This window comes from Streptomyces sp. NPDC045955 (assembly GCF_056430805.1).
This window is the reverse complement of the sequence record NZ_JBWKKY010000006.1, coordinates 440,965-458,468: the sequence shown is the minus strand read 5'-3', so window position 1 is coordinate 458,468 and position 17,504 is coordinate 440,965. Positions and strand designations below refer to the sequence as shown.

General features: G+C 70.9%; 16 protein-coding genes. 8 read left to right on the top strand and 8 right to left on the bottom strand.

What is annotated here, in order from left to right:
- Positions 1 to 344 precede the first annotated feature (344 nt).
- Entirely contained in the window at positions 345 to 995 is a 651-nt protein-coding gene (locus AC07F0_RS15890; protein ID WP_478979099.1) for a DNA-3-methyladenine glycosylase, read from the bottom strand.
- 145 nt (positions 996 to 1,140) lie between these two features.
- Here AC07F0_RS15890 and AC07F0_RS15885 point away from each other — a divergent pair, with 145 nt between their 5' ends.
- The 3 genes from AC07F0_RS15885 (at position 1,141) to AC07F0_RS15875 (ending at position 3,233) form a co-directional block, all read left to right on the top strand.
- Positions 1,141 to 1,923, top strand: a complete 783-nt coding sequence (locus tag AC07F0_RS15885; RefSeq protein ID WP_467369900.1) for a sporulation protein — start codon at positions 1,141 to 1,143, stop codon at positions 1,921 to 1,923.
- A 53-nt stretch (positions 1,924 to 1,976) separates the two neighbouring features.
- On the top strand, positions 1,977 to 2,516 hold the full coding sequence (locus AC07F0_RS15880) for a YbhB/YbcL family Raf kinase inhibitor-like protein (RefSeq protein WP_478979097.1): 540 nt from the start codon (positions 1,977 to 1,979) through the stop codon (positions 2,514 to 2,516).
- Between the two features lie 210 nt (positions 2,517 to 2,726).
- On the top strand, positions 2,727 to 3,233 hold the full coding sequence (locus tag AC07F0_RS15875; RefSeq protein WP_478979094.1) for an HNH endonuclease: 507 nt from the start codon (positions 2,727 to 2,729) through the stop codon (positions 3,231 to 3,233).
- 93 nt (positions 3,234 to 3,326) lie between these two features.
- Here AC07F0_RS15875 and AC07F0_RS15870 read toward each other — a convergent pair whose 3' ends face one another.
- The 3 genes from AC07F0_RS15870 to AC07F0_RS15860 form a co-directional block, all read right to left on the bottom strand.
- Positions 3,327 to 4,286, bottom strand: coding sequence for an SPFH domain-containing protein (locus AC07F0_RS15870; RefSeq protein ID WP_306968239.1), 960 nt, complete (start codon positions 4,284 to 4,286; stop codon positions 3,327 to 3,329).
- 131 nt (positions 4,287 to 4,417) lie between these two features.
- A complete protein-coding gene (locus AC07F0_RS15865; protein WP_478979091.1) occupies positions 4,418 to 4,849 on the bottom strand; it encodes an NfeD family protein in 432 nt (143 codons plus the stop codon).
- Between the two features lie 94 nt (positions 4,850 to 4,943).
- Positions 4,944 to 5,741: an ABC transporter ATP-binding protein gene (locus AC07F0_RS15860; protein ID WP_020272309.1), complete on the bottom strand. Its 798-nt coding sequence runs from the start codon at positions 5,739 to 5,741 to the stop codon at positions 4,944 to 4,946.
- Positions 5,742 to 5,902: 161 nt separating this feature from the next.
- Here AC07F0_RS15860 and AC07F0_RS15855 point away from each other — a divergent pair, with 161 nt between their 5' ends.
- Positions 5,903 to 6,688 carry a hypothetical protein gene (locus AC07F0_RS15855; RefSeq protein ID WP_478979088.1) on the top strand — a complete coding sequence of 262 codons (786 nt, stop codon included), beginning with the start codon at positions 5,903 to 5,905 and terminating at the stop codon, positions 6,686 to 6,688.
- A 188-nt stretch (positions 6,689 to 6,876) separates the two neighbouring features.
- Here AC07F0_RS15855 and AC07F0_RS15850 read toward each other — a convergent pair whose 3' ends face one another.
- The 3 genes from AC07F0_RS15850 to AC07F0_RS15840 all read right to left on the bottom strand — a co-directional run bounded on the left by AC07F0_RS15850 (position 6,877) and on the right by AC07F0_RS15840 (position 9,055).
- Complete coding sequence (locus tag AC07F0_RS15850; protein ID WP_086847493.1) at positions 6,877 to 7,119, bottom strand: chaplin; 243 nt, start codon at positions 7,117 to 7,119, stop codon at positions 6,877 to 6,879.
- Positions 7,120 to 7,275: 156 nt separating this feature from the next.
- Positions 7,276 to 7,917, bottom strand: coding sequence for a response regulator (locus tag AC07F0_RS15845; protein ID WP_478979085.1), 642 nt, complete (start codon positions 7,915 to 7,917; stop codon positions 7,276 to 7,278).
- The gene (locus tag AC07F0_RS15840) at positions 7,910 to 9,055 is read right to left on the bottom strand and encodes a GAF domain-containing sensor histidine kinase (protein WP_436730858.1); all 1,146 of its coding nucleotides are present in this window, start codon (positions 9,053 to 9,055) and stop codon (positions 7,910 to 7,912) included. Before AC07F0_RS15840 ends, AC07F0_RS15845 begins: the two co-directional genes overlap by 8 nt.
- Before the next feature lie 400 nt (positions 9,056 to 9,455).
- On the opposite strand from AC07F0_RS15840, the gene AC07F0_RS15835 reads away from it, so the two are divergent.
- The 3 genes from AC07F0_RS15835 to AC07F0_RS15825 all read left to right on the top strand — a co-directional run bounded on the left by AC07F0_RS15835 (position 9,456) and on the right by AC07F0_RS15825 (position 12,277).
- Positions 9,456 to 10,154 carry an SDR family NAD(P)-dependent oxidoreductase gene (locus AC07F0_RS15835; RefSeq protein ID WP_478979083.1) on the top strand — a complete coding sequence of 233 codons (699 nt, stop codon included), beginning with the start codon at positions 9,456 to 9,458 and terminating at the stop codon, positions 10,152 to 10,154.
- Positions 10,151 to 11,194, top strand: coding sequence for an S-adenosylmethionine:tRNA ribosyltransferase-isomerase (locus AC07F0_RS15830; protein ID WP_478979080.1), 1,044 nt, complete (start codon positions 10,151 to 10,153; stop codon positions 11,192 to 11,194). Before AC07F0_RS15835 ends, AC07F0_RS15830 begins: the two co-directional genes overlap by 4 nt.
- Positions 11,195 to 11,548: 354 nt before the next feature.
- Positions 11,549 to 12,277 carry a transglycosylase SLT domain-containing protein gene (locus AC07F0_RS15825; RefSeq protein WP_478979077.1) on the top strand — a complete coding sequence of 243 codons (729 nt, stop codon included), beginning with the start codon at positions 11,549 to 11,551 and terminating at the stop codon, positions 12,275 to 12,277.
- A gap of 93 nt (positions 12,278 to 12,370) precedes the next feature.
- Here AC07F0_RS15825 and AC07F0_RS15820 read toward each other — a convergent pair whose 3' ends face one another.
- Positions 12,371 to 14,917, bottom strand: a complete 2,547-nt coding sequence (locus AC07F0_RS15820; RefSeq protein WP_478979074.1) for an ABC transporter ATP-binding protein/permease — start codon at positions 14,915 to 14,917, stop codon at positions 12,371 to 12,373.
- 241 nt (positions 14,918 to 15,158) lie between these two features.
- Here AC07F0_RS15820 and AC07F0_RS15815 point away from each other — a divergent pair, with 241 nt between their 5' ends.
- A complete protein-coding gene (locus AC07F0_RS15815; protein ID WP_478979071.1) occupies positions 15,159 to 17,384 on the top strand; it encodes a streptophobe family protein in 2,226 nt (741 codons plus the stop codon).
- Positions 17,385 to 17,504: the final 120 nt, after the last annotated feature.

Here is a 17,504-nt window from a genome sequence, read left to right as displayed (position 1 = left end):
TCGCTTCCTTTGTACTCACCCTCTCGGGCTTTCCTCCGGGCGCTTCCCTTCGGTCTTGCGTTTCCGACTCTATCAGATCTTTTCTCGACCCGATTCCCTGTCGGCGGGATTTGCCGATCGCCCTTGGCTTTCGCTCGTCGGCCTTTCGACATTCACTACGTTAACCGATTCGCCGTCCAACTCATAATCGAGTCCGTCGGCGCCGAATTCAGGCATGCGGGCACGCCGAATTCGCCCCTGCTGAGGGGAGTCGCTAGGTAGTGGGTTGGCCGCTTCCGGCTGCTGGCGTATGCCGTACCCGGGTCAAGCGGCTCGGGCTACATTACGCATCCTGCGGAGACACGTCAACTTCGGCGACGCCTCGGGACATGGGCCCGATAGGGGCTCACCGTCGGATCGTTGGCGATCCAGAAGCGCCAGGGGTGGATGTCGCCATTGCCCCCGGCGCCCGCGACTCCGGTACGCGGGCCGTTGCGCACCTGGTCACGGAGTACGGGCGTGCCCGCGAGAACCTTCAGGGGCGTGGCACCGGAGGTGCAGGCGTCCGTGCCGTTCAGGGAGCGGTCCACGTCGAGGGCCGTGGCCAGGCGGGCCGGCCCTTTGGCCAGTTCCTTGTCGTTGCGGGCCGAGAGTCGACGGGTGCGGGCCAGTTCGGCGCCCTCGATGATCTCGCCGGCGCGGAGCAGGACCGCGCTCGCCTTGCCCTCGGGACCACACACCAGGTTCATGCAGAACCACATGCCGTAGGTGAAGTAGACGTAGACGTGCCCGGGGGGACCGAACATCACGTCGTTGCGGTCCGTGCGGCCGCGATAGGCGTGGGAGCCGGGGTCGTCCGCACCGTCGTAGGCCTCGACCTCTGTGAGGCGCAGGGCGATCGGACCGTCCGGGGTGGTGCGTACCAGGATGCGGCCGAGGAGGTCGGGGGCGACATCGAGGACGGGCCGGTCGAAGAACTCCCTCGGCAGGGGCGTACGGTCGGGGGTCGCGATCATGCCGTCCGAGGGTACTGGAGACGGGTGGTGCGGCGGGGTGGCCTCAGGGCACCGGCCTTGCCAGGGTGAGGGCGTGGAACCGGCCACGGCCGGATCGCGTTTGTAGGGATCAGGGATTCACCCGTAGTGGGCGAGAGGGAGAGACATGGCGTTCAAGAAGCTGCTCGCGAGCCTGGGGGCCGGCGGGGCTTCGGTCGAGACGGTGCTGCATGAGGTCAACGTCGTCCCGGGCGGTGTCGTCCAGGGTGAGGTGCGGATCCAGGGCGGGTCCGTGAACCAGCAGATCGAGGGGCTCTCGGTCGGGCTCCAGGCCAAGGTCGAGGTGGAGAGCGGCGACCAGGAGTACAAGCAGGACATCGAGTTCACGAAGTCCCGGCTGGGCGGGGCGTTCGAGCTTCAGGCGAACGCGGTGCACGCGGTCCAGTTCGGGCTGGAGATTCCGTGGGAGACGCCGATCACGACGATCGACGGGCAGGAGCTGCGCTCGATGCACATCGGGGTCTCCACGGAGCTGGAGATCGCGCGGGCGGTGGACTCCGGCGACCTGGACCCGATCAAGGTGCATCCGCTGCCGGCGCAGAAGGCGATCCTGGACGCCTTCATCCAGCTGGGCTTCCGGTTCAAGAACGCGGACATGGAGCGCGGGGTCATCCGGGGTACGCGGCAGAAGCTGCCGTTCTACCAGGAGATCGAGTTCTACCCGCCGCAGCAGTACCGGGGGCTGAACCAGGTGGAGCTGAGCTTCGTGGCCGATGCCCACGCGATGGACGTGGTGCTCGAGATGGACAAGAAGCCGGGGCTGTTCAGCGAGGGCAGCGACACCTTCCGGTCCTTCCAGGTGGGTCTCAACGACTACCAGGGAACCGACTGGGTGGCGTACCTCAACCAGTGGCTCTCCGAGGTCGGCAGCAAGCGCAACTGGTTCTAGGACACCCCCTAGGCTCGGGAATCAACTGCAAGAACCGATCAGGAGGTACCGAGGTGACCGAGCTCAAGCGGCGGCCGCTCCCCCACGACTTCCATCCGCCCGTGCCGTCGTTCACGGTGACGAGCGAGGACGTCCAGGAAGGGGCGACGCTCAAGGACGCTCAGGTCCACGCGGCCGGCAACACCTCGCCGCAGCTGCGGTGGGAGGGCTTCCCGCCCGAGACCAAGAGCTTCGCCGTGACCTGCTACGACCCCGATGCCCCGACGGGCAGCGGGTTCTGGCACTGGGTGCTGTTCGACATCCCGGCGTCGGTGACCGAGTTGCCGGCGGGCGCGGGCAGCGGCAAGTTCGAGGGTCTGCCCGCGGGTGCGGTCCACGCTCGTAACGACTACGGCGGCAAGGAGTTCGGTGGGGCCGCGCCGCCGCCCGGGGACGGGCCGCACCGGTACGTGTTCACGGTGTACGCCGTGGACCAGGAGAAGCTCGGTCCGGACGCGGACGCTTCGCCTGCCGTCGTGGGCTTCAACCTGCGGTTCCACACGATCGCGCGGGCTCAGTTGATCGGTGAGTACGAGGTGCCCGCCGAGGGCTGACGAGCCGCCCCCGCGATCCCGGCGTTCACGGAACGTTTGCCCGCTCCTGGTCTTGGAATTGATCAGGAGCGGGCATTTTTGTTGCCGGGGGTCGCGGGGGTCACCCCCCGTAGGAGCAGCAGATATTGCGTTGTCCATCTCGGCGTGCCCGGCCAGAGTTGATCCCAGCCCGCCAGGGGGTGGGCCGGTGCACACGGGAGGTGGGCTGGTATGCGGGACACGCTGGTACTCAACGCGAGCTTCGAGCCGCTGTCGACGGTGACGCTGAACCGAGCCGTCGTTCTGGTGCTTCAGGACAAGGCCGTCGTCGAGCAGGCCCACCCCGAACTGCGGATGCGGGGAGCCGCGGTCGACATACCCGCGCCCCGTGTGATCAGGCTCTGCCAGTACGTACGGGTGCCTTTCCGAAGACGAGCGCCGTGGTCGAGGCGGGGTGTGCTGGTCCGGGACCGGCACCGGTGCGCGTACTGCGGGAGGCGGGCGACGACCGTCGACCATGTGGTGCCGCGGTCGCAGGGTGGTCAGGACACGTGGCTGAACACGGTGGCCTCGTGCGCTGAGGACAACCACCGCAAAGCGAACCGGACTCCGGAGCAGGCGGGGATGCCGCTGATGCGGCAGCCGTTCGAGCCGACTCCGGCCGACGCGATGCTGCTGGCGCTGGGGCAGGACGACTTCGACGCGCTGCCGGAGTGGCTGGCCCAGCCCGCGGCCTAGTTGTCTTGTGGTCGGTTGTCGTCGTGCGAAGGGGGCCCGCTTCCCTGGGAAGCGGGCCCCCTTCGTGCGTGCGGGGTCAGTCGTCGTGTGAGGTCAGTCGATGGACGGCTTCTCGCGGCGTTCCTGGGCGGGGACGACGCCTCCGGACGCGCCGCCGTTGCCGCCGGAACCACCGCCCATGCCGCCGAAGTTGCCCATGGCGCCGGAGAGGCCCTTGAGGGCGTCGCCGATCTCGCTGGGGACGATCCAGAGCTTGTTGGCGTCGCCTTCGGCGATCTTGGGGAGCATCTGGAGGTACTGGTAGGAGAGCAGCTTCTGGTCCGGGTCGCCGGCGTGGATGGCCTCGAAGACCGTACGGACGGCCTGGGCCTCGCCCTCGGCGCGCAGGGCGGCTGCCTTGGCCTCACCTTCGGCGCGCAGGATCTGGGACTGCTTCTCACCTTCGGCGCGCAGGATCTCCGACTGCCGGACACCTTCGGCCTGGAGGATCGCGGCGCGCTTGTCGCGGTCGGCGCGCATCTGCTTCTCCATCGAGTCCTGGATGGAGGTGGGCGGCTCGATCGCCTTGAGTTCCACGCGGTTGACGCGGATGCCCCACTTGCCGGTGGCCTCGTCGAGGACGCCGCGCAGGGCCGCGTTGATCTCCTCGCGGGAGGTCAGGGTCCGCTCCAGGTCCATGCCGCCGATGATGTTGCGGAGCGTGGTGACGGTGAGCTGCTCGATCGCCTGGATGTAGCTGGCGACTTCGTAGGTCGCGGCGCGGGCATCGGTCACCTGGTAGTAGATGACCGTGTCGATGTTGACCACCAGGTTGTCCTGGGTGATCACCGGCTGCGGCGGGAACGGGACGACCTGTTCGCGCAGGTCGATGCGGTTGCGGATGGTGTCGATGAACGGGACGACGATGTTGAGGCCGGCGTTCAGCGTCCGCGTGTAGCGGCCGAAACGCTCGACGATGGCCGCGCTGGCCTGTGGGATGACTTGGATCGTCTTGATCAGGGCGATGAAGACCAACACCACCAGAATGATCAGGACGATGATGACCGGTTCCATCGTCGTTCCCCGTACCCTTCTCCGCCTCGGCGACTTCGGCAGATCTTATGGTTGTCGAAGATCTTGCTGGTCGAGTCTGTCAGACCGTCGCGTAGCTGGCGAGGAGTTCACTCCAGTTACGTCTTGCGAGGTCACATGACGATCGCAGTGGCTCCCTCGATGTCCACGACGTCCACTTCCTGGCCCACTTCGTAAGCACGGTCGGTGTCGAGGGCGCGGGCCGACCAGACCTCTCCGGCCAGCTTGATCCGGCCGCCGGAGGCGTCGACGCGCTCCAGGACGACGGCTTGTCTGCCCTTCAGCGCGTCCACACCGGTGGCGAGTTGGGGTCGCTGGGCGCGATGTCGGTTGGCGATGGGCCGCACGACGGCGATGCCCGCGGTCGAGATGACGGCGAAGACGACGACCTGGGCGACGGCTCCGCCGCCGAAGAGGCCGTTGACCACCGCGGCGCCGATGGCGCCCACCGCGAGCATGCCGAGTTCCGGCATCGCGGTGACCACGAGCGCGATGCCGAGCGCTGCCGCGCCGATCAGCCACCACAGCCATGCGTCGATGTCCACAGGGGCATGGTAGGTCCGACGGCCCGGTCGCCGACAGGGCGCCCAGCGTGTAAATGCCCTTCTTGCTTTGGGATTTGTGGGGCGAGGTGCCGGATCAGGACAGCGGGAGGCCCTGGGCCGTCCAGCGCTCGCCCGCCTGTTCGACGACGAGGGGGAGGCCGAAGCAGAGGGAGAGGTTGCGGGAGGTGAGTTCGAGCTCCATCGGGCCGGCGGCGAGGACCTTGCCCTGGCGGATCATGAGGACGTGCGTGAATCCCGGGGGGATCTCCTCGACGTGGTGGGTGACCATGAGCATCGAGGGGGCGATCGGGTCGCGGGCCAGCCGGCCGAGGCGGCGGACGAGGTCCTCGCGGCCGCCGAGGTCGAGGCCGGCGGCGGGCTCGTCGAGGAGGAGCAGCTCGGGGTCGGTCATCAGGGCGCGGGCGATGAGGGTGCGCTTGCGCTCGCCCTCGGAGAGCGTGCCGAACTTGCGCTCCAGGTACTCGCTCATGCCCAGGCGGTCGAGGAAGGCCCGGGCGCGCTGTTCGTCGATCTCCTCGTAGTCCTCGTGCCAGGTGGCGGTCATGCCGTACGCGGCGGTCAGTACCGTCTCCAGGACCGTCTGGCGCTTGGGGAGCTTGTCGGCCATGGCGATGCCGGCCATGCCGATGCGCGGGCGCAGCTCGAAGACGTCGGTGCCGGGCCGGCCGAGGGTCTCGCCGAGGATGGCGGCAGTGCCCGAGCTGGGGAAGAGGTAGGTGGAAGCGAGGTTGAGGAGGGTGGTCTTGCCGGCGCCGTTCGGGCCCAGGATGACCCAGCGCTCGCCCTCCTTGACCGACCAGGAGACCTGGTCCACCAGAGCCCGGCCCTCGCGGACCACGGATACGTCCTGAAGCTCCAGAACATCGCTCATGAGCGCGTTGTCTCCCCTTGCAGTGTGGCCGGTCTCGGCTGTCGCGTAAGCCTGTGGCTCGGTCCGCCGCGCCGGTGGGCGCAGCCCTCCATGAAATCTACGCCACCGGTCGGCCCGGACATTCCCTCGGTCCGGTCCTTGGAGGGTCCTAGGGTGGGGACATGCTCACGGAACCACGCGCTGGACGTCTCGCTGCATGGGGAAATGCCCTTTTGGCCGGACTTGTCTCACCGGATGACGCCGTGCTCGCCATCGTCGGCGAGGACGCGGTGCATCGGGTGGAAGGGCTGCCGGGAGAGTCGGGCCAGGTCGGGCTGACGCTCGCGCTGGGGCGGCTGCGGACGCTCGGGGTGACCGGGCTGCGGGTGGCACTGCCCGCGCCGGGGCATCCGCTGGGGCTGAGCGGGCCGCCGGAGTTCAACGCGCGGGCGCTGGAGGCCGAGGAGGCGGTGGTCTGCTACGGGGCAGCCCTCGGGTTGGTGCCGGACGTGTACGAGGCCGGGCCTGAGGGCGTGCAGGACGAGGTGGTGTGGCATGTGCTGCCCGTGCGGGAGGCGCCGCCGGCGGATGTGCCGTCGCTCGGTGAGGCGGAGCGGGAGCTCGCCGAGGCCCTCCGGGACGCGACCGAGGTGCTGACACGGCTGGATGTGGCCGGGGCGGGGCCGATGGCGGAGACGGCGGTCGACGCGTATCGGGCGCGGGCCGAACGGGGGCGGGAGGTGCTGGCGCCCGGGTATCCGGCGCGGGCCGTGCGGGTGCTGGAGTTGGCGCAGCGGGTGGGGGTGCTCATCGCTGTGGCGACCGAGAGTGGGCACGGGGGTGCGGTGAGTGCGGGCGAGATGGCGGCGCGGGGGGAGGCGTTGCGGCCGGTGGAGCGGACGGCTCGGCGGGCGCAGGTCGCGGCGTACAACTCCGTTGTGGAGGAGCGGGAGCGGGGGGTGCGGTGACTGTCGGTTGTGTGGTGCTGGGCGTTGCTGCCCGGGGCAGGTGGGTGCGCGGCCCGGCGTAGCGGGGTGCCGCCTGCGCCCACCCGTGCCGCCCCAGCGGCACGACTGCCCGCAGGCTGGGATGACCGGCCTCCCGGGTGGGGCCGGGAGGCCGGTGTTACCTCCGGCTCGGAGACGGAGGTGGGGCGTCAGTGGTTGACGGCGAGGTTGCCGAAGGCGGGGTTCAGGACGCCCACGACGTTCACACTGTTGCCCGAGACGTTGACCGGGACGTGCACCGGGGCCTGGACGACGTTGCCCGAGCCGACGCCCGGGGAGCCCACGGCCTGGCCGTCGGCGTGCGCGCTGGTGGCGGAGGCGATGCCCGCGCCCGCGGCCAGCAGGCCACCCGTCACCATCGTCACGGCAGCGGCCTTCTTCAGGTTCTTCACTTCTGAGCCCTCCTTGCGATTGCCGCGGCAGGCGCCGCAGCACGCACTGGAGAACGGCGGAGGTCCGCCGAGGTTGCGCCATATGAGGGACGTTCCCACGACAGTATGAATCTCATCTGGGAATGGAACCCTCCGCGTTGCCGCGGGATGAGCGTGTCAGCCGGTCACGCCATGGCGAACGGCCCACAGAGCAGCCTGCGTTCGGTCGGACAGGTCGAGTTTCATCAGGATGTTCGAGACGTGGGTCTTGACGGTCTTCTCGGAGAGGACGAGGGCGCGGGCGATCTCCCGGTTGGAGCGGCCGTCCGCTATCAGGCCGAGCACCTCGCGCTCCCTGTCGGTGAGCGAACCTGCCCTTCCCGGGCCCGAGTTGGCCTCCTCCTGGGACAACAGGGCGTCGGCGACCTCCGGCTGGAGGAGGATGTGCCCGGCGTGGACGGAGCGGATGGCGCCGGCGAGGGCGTCGGGGTCGACGTCCTTGTAGACGTAGCCGGCGGCACCCGCGCGCAGGGCCGGGACCACCGTGCGCTGCTCGGTGAAGCTGGTGACGATCAGCACGCGCGCGGGGTTGTCCCGTTCGCGGAGTCCGCGCAGGGCGTCGACGCCGTCCATGCCCGGCATCTTGACGTCCATGAGGATGACGTCGGGCCGCAGCTCCTCCGCGCGGTCGACTCCCTCGGCGCCGTCCGCCGCCTCGCCGACGACCTCTATGTCGTCCTGGACCTCCAGGAACGTGCGCAGGCCCCGGCGGACGACCTGGTGGTCGTCGACGATCAGCACCTTGATTGCGTCAGCCACCGGGGACCTCCATCTCGATCGTGGTGCCCTTGCCGGGCGCCGATTCCACGGTCAGCGTGCCGCCCGCCCCGCTCGCCCGGTCCCGCATCGAGACCAGGCCCAGATGGCGCCCCGCGCGGCGGACCGCCTTCGGGTCGAATCCGCTGCCGTCGTCCGTGACGCGCAGAACGGCTCCGCTGCCGCGGCGGTCAAGGGTCACGGCGACGTGGTCGGCGTCGGAGTGGCGCAGGGCGTTGTGCAGGGCCTCCTGGGCGACCCGCAGGACGGCCTCCTCCTGGGAGGCGGGCAGGGCCTTCACACCGCGGCCCGCGAAGGTGACGCGGGCGGAGTGGGCGCGGTCGAGGACCTGGACCTGTGTCCGGAGGGTGGCCACGAGGCCGTCCTCGTCGAGGGCGGCGGGGCGCAACTCGACGACGGCGGCGCGCAGTTCGTCGGCTGCCTCGGCGGCGAGGGCCGCCACCTGCTGGAGTTCGCCCTTGGCGCGGGAGGGGTCCCGGTCCACCAGGCGGGCGGCGGCCTGGGCGGTCAGACGCAGGGAGAAGAGCTTCTGGCTGACCGCGTCGTGCAGTTCGTGGGCGAGGCGGGAGCGTTCCTCGGCGATGGTGAGTTCACGGCTGCGTTCGTACAGGCGGGCGTTGGTGAGGGCGATCGCCGCGTGCTGGGCGAGGATGCCGAGCAGTTCCTCGTCGTCCTCGGTGAAGCCGCACGTGCCTTCGGGCTTGGGGCAGTTCTTGTTGGCGAGGAAGAGCGCGCCGATGACCTCGTCGCCGTCGCGGACGGGCAGGCCCAGGAAGTCGACCATGTCGGGGTGTGCGCTCGGCCAGCCCTCGAAGCGGGGGTCCATGCGGACGTCGGCGAGGCGCTCGGCCCTGGCCTCGTGGAGCATCGCGGCGAGGATGCCGTGCTGGCGCGGGAGCGGGCCGATGGCCTTCCACTGCTCGTCGCTGACGCCGTCGACCACGAACTGGGCGAAGCCGCCGTGGTCGTCCGGGACGCCGAGCGCGGCGTACTGCGCGTCGAGCAGCTCGCGGGCCGAGGCGACGATCGTCTTGAGGACATCGCGCACCTCTAGATGCCTGCTCATGGCCAGCAACGCGGAGCTCACCGCGGCGAGGCCGGACCGGGGACCGTGGCTCATGACCTCACGGTACCGGCGGGCTGTGACAGCGCGGATCGGACCGGTGTCGGTGGACGCCTGGGCCTGTGGGCCTAGGTCGTGTCCGCAAAGTCCCGTCGTCCGCCCGGAGGGCGGGCGCCGCGGCGTCTGGTGCGTGCTCTCGGTGCGCCGGGCGGAGTCCCTCGTACTGGATGTACTCGGGGCTTCGTCCGGTGCGGCGAGAGTACGTGCCAGGCGTCGCGGGGCAGGCGGGACTTTGCGGACACGGCCTAGGTCGCGGGGCCGACACGCCCTCGGTCCTGGGGCGCCGGGCCGGTGGCGTAGGGCGAAGGGACCCGGTGGGCTGGGGCCCGCGTCCGAGGCGATCCGGGTGTCCCTGTTCCTACGTTGAGGGCACACGATCAGGGCGAGGGAGCGGATCATGCCGGTTGCGATCATCACGGGAGCCTCGAAGGGTCTGGGCCGGGCACTCGCGGAGGCACTGGCCGGGCGGGGCTGGGATCTGGTACTCGATGCCAGGGGCGCCGAGGCACTGCGGGACGCGGCAGAGGCCGTCTCCGCGCACGGCACGCGCGTGACCGCCCTGCCGGGGGACGTCACGGACGCCGCGCACCGGGCGGCCCTGGTGTCGGCGGCGTCGCGGCTCGGCGGCGTCGATCTGCTGGTGCACAACGCGAGCGCGCTGGGCGCCGAGCCGCTGGTACGGCTGGAGGAGCTGTCCCTGAAGGGGCTGCGGCGGGCGCTGGAGGTGAACCTGGTGGCGGGTCTCGGCCTGGTGCGGGAGGCGCTGCCGCTGCTGCGGGCCTCGCGGTCCGGCACCGTCATGGCGGTCAGTTCGGACGCGGCCGCCGAGGCGTACGAGACCTGGGGCGGCTACGGGGCGTCCAAGGCCGCCTTGGACCAGCTGATGGCGGTGCTCGCCGTGGAGGAGCCGGGGTTGCGGGTCTGGGCGGTGGACCCCGGGGACATGGCCACGGACCTGTATGCGGCGGCCGTACCGGACGATCACGACCCGCGGCCCGAGCCGGCAGCTGTGGTGTCGGGGTTCCTGCGGCTGCTGGACGAGCGGCCGGAGAGCGGGCGGTACGGGGCCCCGGCTCTGGTGGACGGGGTCCGATGACGCCGGCCGTACGGGTACCGGAGGAACTGTCGGCCCGGGTGCCGGTCGAGCAGCGGGGGCCCGGGCTGGACCGGGATGCCGTGCGGATGCTGGTGTCCCGGGGTGTGGAGGTGGCGCATCACACGTTCACGGAGCTGCCGCGGCTGTTGCGGGCCGGGGATCTGCTCGTGGTCAACACCTCGGCCACGCTGGCCGCGGCCGTGGACGGGTGGATCGGGCACGCGCGCGTGGTGGTGCACTTCTCCACGCGAGGGGACGACGGCCGCTGGGCGGTGGAGCTGCGGGAGCCCGACGGGCGGGGCACCACGCGCGCGCGTGCGGGTGGGCCCGCGGGGACGGAGGTGTGCCTGCCGGGAGGTGGGTGGCTGGTTCTGGAGGAGCCGCTGAGCGGGCGGAGCGAGCGGCTGTGGTGGGCGCGGGTCGCCGGACCGGGGGTGCCGGGGCTGCTGCGGGAGCACGGGCGGCCCATTCGGTACGCGTACACGGAGCGCGACCAGCCGTTGTCCGTCTACCAGACGGTGTTCGCGCTGCCGTCCGCGGACGGGGCGGGCAGTGCGGAGATGCCGAGTGCGGCGCGGCCCTTCACGACGCGGCTGGTGGCGGAGCTGGTGAGCCGGGGCGTGCAGTTCGCGCCGGTCACGCTGCACACGGGGGTGGCGTCGGCGGAGGCGCACGAGCCGCCGTATCCGGAGCGCTTCGCGATGCCCGAGGCGTCGGCGCGGCTGATCAACGCCGCGAGGGCCGGTGGGGGCCGGGTCGTGGCGGTCGGGACGACGGCGGTGCGGGCCGTGGAATCGGCGGTGGGTGCCGACGGGAGCGTACGCGCGCGTGCGGGGTGGACGGATCTCGTCGTCACGCCGGAGCGCGGGGTGCGTGTGGTGGACGGGCTGCTGACCGGGCTGCACGAGCCGGAGGCCTCGCATCTGCTGATGCTGGAGGCGGTCGCCGGGCGGGAGGCGGTCCGGCGCGGGTACGAGGCGGCGGTGCGGGGCCGCTACCTGTGGCACGAGTTCGGGGACGTGCACCTCGTCCTGCCGTAGCAGGAGTGCGGCAGAGCCCTCACACAGAGCATCGCTTGTGCAACCAGCGGTGAGACCGCGCCCCGCCCGGTGTGAGCCCGCGCATAGGACCCACGTCACGTACGAAAGTGCATAGGAGACAAAGCCCCACCTTTTGAGCGGCACAGATAGTCCAATCTGCCCCGATTTACCCCTCCCTGATCCACTATCGGGCATCGTACGTCACACCTTTGCCACGCCATTTTGCGGCCGCTAAGAATTGCTGGCGTCGCTCAGCGCCGTGGGTTCACCTCCGCGGCGTTCGTGTCGGAAACACACCGAGTCCAACGCCGGACGCCGAGCGACTCCCGCGCTATTCGAAGAGGTCCAACCACCATGCCCAAGAACATCTTCAGCCGTGGCCGCAGTCGTACCCTGACCCGTCACCACAAGATCGCCATGGCGGGTGTCGCCACCCTCGGCGCCGCCGCCATCGGCTTCTCCGCGGTGCCGAGCGGTGCCTCGACCAAGACCACGACCGAGGCCGCTCAGCCGGCTGCGGTGGCGTTCAGCACCGAGCAGATCAAGGACGTCAAGGCGAGCGTCACCGACCAGATGGCCAGTGCCAGCCTGAAGGCCGAGCAGATCGCGGCGAAGAAGAAGGCCGACGCCGCGGCCGCCGCCAAGAAGAAGGCCGCCGCCGAGGCCGCGAAGAAGAAGGCCGAGGCCGCGCGCAAGGCCAAGGAGGCCGCGAGCCGCGACGCCAAGCGCGCCCAGGTCAAGAAGGCCGCCGTCAAGAAGTACCCGAACAACCTCGACGGCTGGATCCGCGAGTCGCTCGACGTCATGAAGAAGCACGGGATTCCCGGCTCCTACGACGGCATCAAGCGCAACATCATCCGAGAGTCCTCGGGTAACCCGAAGGCGATCAACAACTGGGACATCAACGCCATCAACGGCATCCCGTCGAAGGGCCTGCTCCAGGTCATCCCGCCGACCTTCAAGCACTGGCACGTCCCCGGCACCTCCTGGGACATCTACGACCCGGTAGCCAACATCACCGCCGCCTGCAACTACGCGGCTGACAAGTACGGCTCGATGGACAACGTCAACAGCGCGTACTGAGGCTGGCGCGGACCTCTCTGCTTCGCTGAACGAACGCCGAAGGGCGGCACCCTCCTGACGGGGTGCCGCCCTTCGGGCGCGGTGGAGCGGTGACTACTTGCGCATGACCTCGGGCTCGTGACGACGCAGGAAGCGGGCCACGAAGAAGCCGCAGATCACGCCGAGCGCGAGAAGCGCGCCCATGTCCATGGCCCAGGCCCCGACCGTGTGCTCCCACAGCGGGTCGGTGTCGCCGGGCGTCTCGGGCGGGCTGATCTTGTTGAAGTCCAGCGTGGCACCGGAGGCGGCGACCGCCCACCGCGACGGCATCAGGAACGAGAACTGGTTGACGCCGATCGAGCCGTGCAGCGTGAACAGGCAGCCGGTGAAGACGACCTGGATGATGGCGAACATCACCAGCAGCGGCATGGTCTTCTCGGCGGTCTTGACCAGCGAGGAGATGATCAGGCCGAACATCATCGAGGTGAAGCCCAGCGCCATGATCGGCACGGACAGTTCCAGCAGCGTGGCGCTGCCGAAGACCAGGCCCTCCTCGGGGATCTCCCGGCTGGAGAAGCCGATGACGCCGACCAGCAGGCCCTGCAGGACGGTGATCATGCCGAGCACGAACACCTTCGACATCAGGTACGCCGACCGCGACAGGCCGGTCGCGCGCTCCCGCTCGTAGATGACCCGCTCCTTGATCAGCTCGCGGACCGAGTTCGCCGCGCCCGCGAAGCAGGCGCCGACCGCGAGGATCAGCAGGACCGTGGTGGCCGTGCCGTTCGGGATGATCCGGCCGGTCTGCGGGTTGGCCGGGTTGGGCAGCAGGCCCCGGTCCGCGTCGATGAGCAGGCTCACCGCGCCGAGCACGGCCGGCAGGATCACCATCAGGGCCAGGAAGCCCTTGTCGGACGCGATCACCGAGACGTAGCGCCGCACGAGCGTGACGAACTGGGACATCCAGCCCTGCGGCTTCGGCGGCTTCATCGCCTGCATCGGCGAAACCTGTACGGACTGCGGCGCAACGGCGTCGATGTCCGCGGCGTACATCTGGTAGTGCTGCGAGCCCTTCCAGCGGCCCGCCCAGTCGTAGTCGCGGTAGTTCTCGAAGGCGGAGAAGACATCGGCCCAGGTGTCGTAGCCGAAGAAGTTCAGCGCCTCCTCGGGCGGGCCGAAGTAGGCGACCGAGCCGCCCGGCGCCATCACCAGCAGCTTGTCGCACAGCGCCAGCTCCGCCACCGAGTGGGTGACGACGAGGACCGTACGGCCGTCGTCCGCGAGGCCGCGCAGCAGCTGCATGACATCACGGTCCATGCCCGGGTCGAGGCCGGAGGTCGGCTCGTCCAGGAATATCAGCGATGGCTTGGTCAGCAGCTCCAGGGCCACGGAGACGCGCTTGCGCTGGCCGCCCGACAGGGACGTGACCTTCTTGTCCTTGTGGATGTCCAGCTTCAGTTCGCGCAGCACCTCGTCGATACGGGCGTCGCGCTCGGCGGCCGTGGTGTCGGCCGGGAAGCGGAGCTTGGCCGCGTACTTGAGGGCCTTCTTGACGGTCAGCTCCTTGTGCAGGATGTCGTCCTGCGGGACCAGACCGATGCGCTGGCGCAGCTCGGCGAACTGCTTGTAGAGGTTCCGGTTGTCGTAGAGAACCTCGCCCTGGTCGGCCGGGCGGTAACCGGTGAGCGCCTTGAGCAGGGTGGACTTGCCGGATCCGGACGGGCCGATGACCGCGATCAGCGACTTCTCCGGGACGCCGAAGGAGACGTCCTTGAGGATCTGCTTGCCGCCGTCGACGGTGACGGTCAGGTGGCGCGCGGAGAAGGACACCTCACCGGTGTCGACGAACTCCTCGAGCCGGTCGCCGACGATCCGGAACGTCGAGTGGCCGACGCCGACGACATCGGTCGGGCCGAGCAGCTGCGTGCCGCCCTTGGCTATCGGCTGACCGTTGACGTACGTGCCGTTGTGCGAGCCCAGGTCGCGGATCTCCATACGCCCGTCGGGCGTCGAGTGGAACTCGGCGTGGTGCCGGGAGACCTGGAGGTCGGAGACGACCAGCTCGTTCTCCAGGGCACGGCCGATGCGCATCACGCGGCCGAGGGAGAACTGGTGGAACGTGGTCGGGCTGCGGTCACCGTAGACCGGCGGCGCCCCCGCGACGCCGCCGGGACCCTGCTGCTGCGGGATGTGCGCCGCGTGCTGCTGCGGCTGCTGCTGCCAGCCGGCCTGGGCCTGCTGCTGCGGGGCCTGGGGCTGCTGGTGGGGTGCCTGCTGGGCAGGGGCCTGCTGGGCCCAGCCGGGGTTCGCGCCCTGCGCGGCGTACGGCTGCTGCTGCGGCTGGGCCTGCGGTGTGGCGACGGAGGCGGCGGCGCCGGAGAAGTCCAGGCGCGGGCCGTCGGTCGCGTTGCCGAGGTTGACCGCCGAGCCCGGGCCGAGTTCCAGCTGGTGGATCCGCTGCCCCTGCACGAACGTGCCGTTGGTGCTGCCATGGTCCTCGATGACCCAACTGCGGCCGTTGAAGCTGACCGTGGCGTGACGCCAGGAGACCCTGGCGTCGTCGAAGACGACGTCCCCCTGCGGATCACGTCCGAGGGTGTATGCCCTGGACGGATCGAGCGTCCAGGTACGTCCGTTTGATTCCAGTACGAGTTCCGGCACTCCATGCCCCACTGAGTTGTCCCCCGAGTTACCCCCGACATGGGGAGTCTAGGGATGTCGAACATCGGGGGGAACTATTTCAGTAGCGGCCGCCTGACCGAAAGTCGGGCCTTGCGAAGGCCGCGTCCGGACGCATCAGCCGTTTCCGTTGACGGGGTTGAAAACCGGCCGGAGAGTGGTATTTCGACGCGAGGGGGACATGCGCGGTGTTCCCGCCGCACAGCGGATCGGGGGGTCTGCCATGGGTGCCGGTACAGGTGTCGGGACGGCGAGGGACGGCACGCGGATGCCGTGGGGAGACGTGCTGATGTCCGCCGTCGCCGCCGTGAGCTGGGCGTTGATCGGGATGGCGGGTACGGCGGCCCTGGGTCTGCGGCTGCTGGAGGCGGACGCGGCGGGCTCGTTGGGGCCGATGACCGCGGCGGTGGTGGCCCTTGGGGCGGGTGGTTCGGTCACGCCGTCCGGTGATGTGTCCGCGTTCGGCCTCACGGGTGCGCAGGCGGACACGGCCATCGAGATCACGCCACTGGGGGTGAGCCTGGTCGGGGCGGTGCTGCTGTCGCACTTCTTCCTACGGTCCTTGCGGGCGGCGGGAGTTGTGATAGCACCGGCCGAACTCCTCGCGCGTGCGGGCGCGGTGGTCGCGCTGTTCGTGGCGATGCTGGGCGGGCTGGCGTGGGCGGGGCACGACGTCATCACGATCGACGGCGGCGCGCTGGGCCTGGACGACTTGACGGGCGGGGGCGGTGGAGGTGGAGACGGCCTGGAGATTCCCGGGCTCGGGGACATCGGGGACATCGGGGACATCGGCGGGCTGCTGCCGGACCGGCTCGGCGACCTGGTCGACGCGCGGGCGGCGGTCGGTTTCACGGTCGACACCGCGCCCACGCTGCTCGGCGGGGCCGGCTGGTCGGCCGGGATCCTCCTCATCGCCCTGCTGGCCTCGCGCCGTACGCCGCTGCCACGGGGCTGGGAGGCCGTGCACCGGGTCGTGCGGCCCGCCGTCTCCGCTGTGGTGACCGTGCTGCTGGTCGCGGTGGCGGCGGGGCTCGCGGCGGCGGCGTACGCGGCGACCGGCGACGACCATCCCCGGCGCATCGCCGGTGCGGCGCTGCTCGGCGCGCCGAACGGAGTGTGGCTGGGCGTCCCGCTCGGCCTGCTCGTGCCGTGGGACGGCCAGGCCACGGGTGAACTGACCCGCCTCTTGCCGGACCCCCTGGACGACCTGCTCGCGGTCCGTTCCGACCAGGCGGTGACGCTCGGGCGGCTGGCCGAGCTGGACGGGCGGGTGTGGCTGCTGGGGGTGGCGGCGGGGTTGATGATGCTGCTGGCGGGGGTGTTGGCGGCGGTGCGTACGCCCGTGTCTGGCCCTGGGGACGCACGGGGTCCGGGTGCGCTCGGTTTCGCGGGACGGTGTGCGCTGCGGCTGGGGGTCGTGACCGGACTTGCCCTGCCGCTGCTCGCCTGGCTGACGGACGTGTCCGTGACCGCCTCCCTGTCCGTCCTCGGCTTCGACGCGTTCGGCGCGGGCATCGAACTGCACGGCCACCTCGGCATGGCCCTGCTGCTGGGCGCGGTGTGGGGTACGGGGGCCGGGGCGGTGGGGGCGTTGCTGGCGTGGGCGAGCGGGGGTGCGGGGCGGCGGGCTTCGGCTTTGGCTCGGGGGGCGGGGGTGGCCGGGGCCGGGGTGGCTGGGGTCGGCGCGTCTGTGGCCGGTGGAGCAGGGAGCCAGTCGGGGGTTGGGTGGGCTGGGCACGGGGAGGGGGCCGGGCCGGGAGCCGACCCGAGACAGGCCGGACACGAGGCCGGCACCGGGCACGCGGCCGGGCCGGGGACCGGCACGGGGCAACCCGGGTACGACGCCAGTGCCGGACGGTCCAGGCGCTGGGGCGCGGCCGGCGCCGAGCGGGCGTCGTCGTACGGGGAGGAGGCCGGGCCGTACGCGCCGGGAGTGCCGTACCGGCCGCCGAACCCGGCCACCAACCCGTACCTTCGGGTGCCGGACGAACTGCGAGAGCCGGAGGACGCGCGGCCGGACGGCGAGGAACGGCCCTCCCTTGGGCCGCTGGAGCGCGGACGGCAGACCAGTGAGGACCGGCAGCGGGACGAGAGCCGCCGGCCGCCGGGCGAGGTCCCCGGGCCCGGCCGATTCCCGCGGCCGAACCAAGCCCCCCCACCCGGTCGAGCCCCGCGCCCCGGCCAGGCCCCTCGACCTGGCCAACCACCATCCCCCGGCGACCCCAAGGCGCCTCACGAACCGCCGTCGGGCGGTGGCCCCGCAGCTCACCGGGACGGGGACGTGTACGGTGCGCCCACCGTGGCGCGGCCGGTCGGGCCGCCGCCGCGTGGGCCCCGGCAGCCGCCCGGGCCGAAGGGCGGGAAGCGGCCGTCGGCCCGGCCGGACGACGGGCCGCCGCCTCCGCCGCCTCCTCCCCCACCGCCGCGGAAACCACGTGGGGGGAAGTAGGCCCCTCGGGGAGACAGGGGAGACAAGGGAGACAGGGGACGCAAGGTCCGCGCCACCCACGCGTCGCCCAGTGTTCGCTGTCCGCCAGGCGGACCTGACGGGCGGTGTGACCTGCCCGCC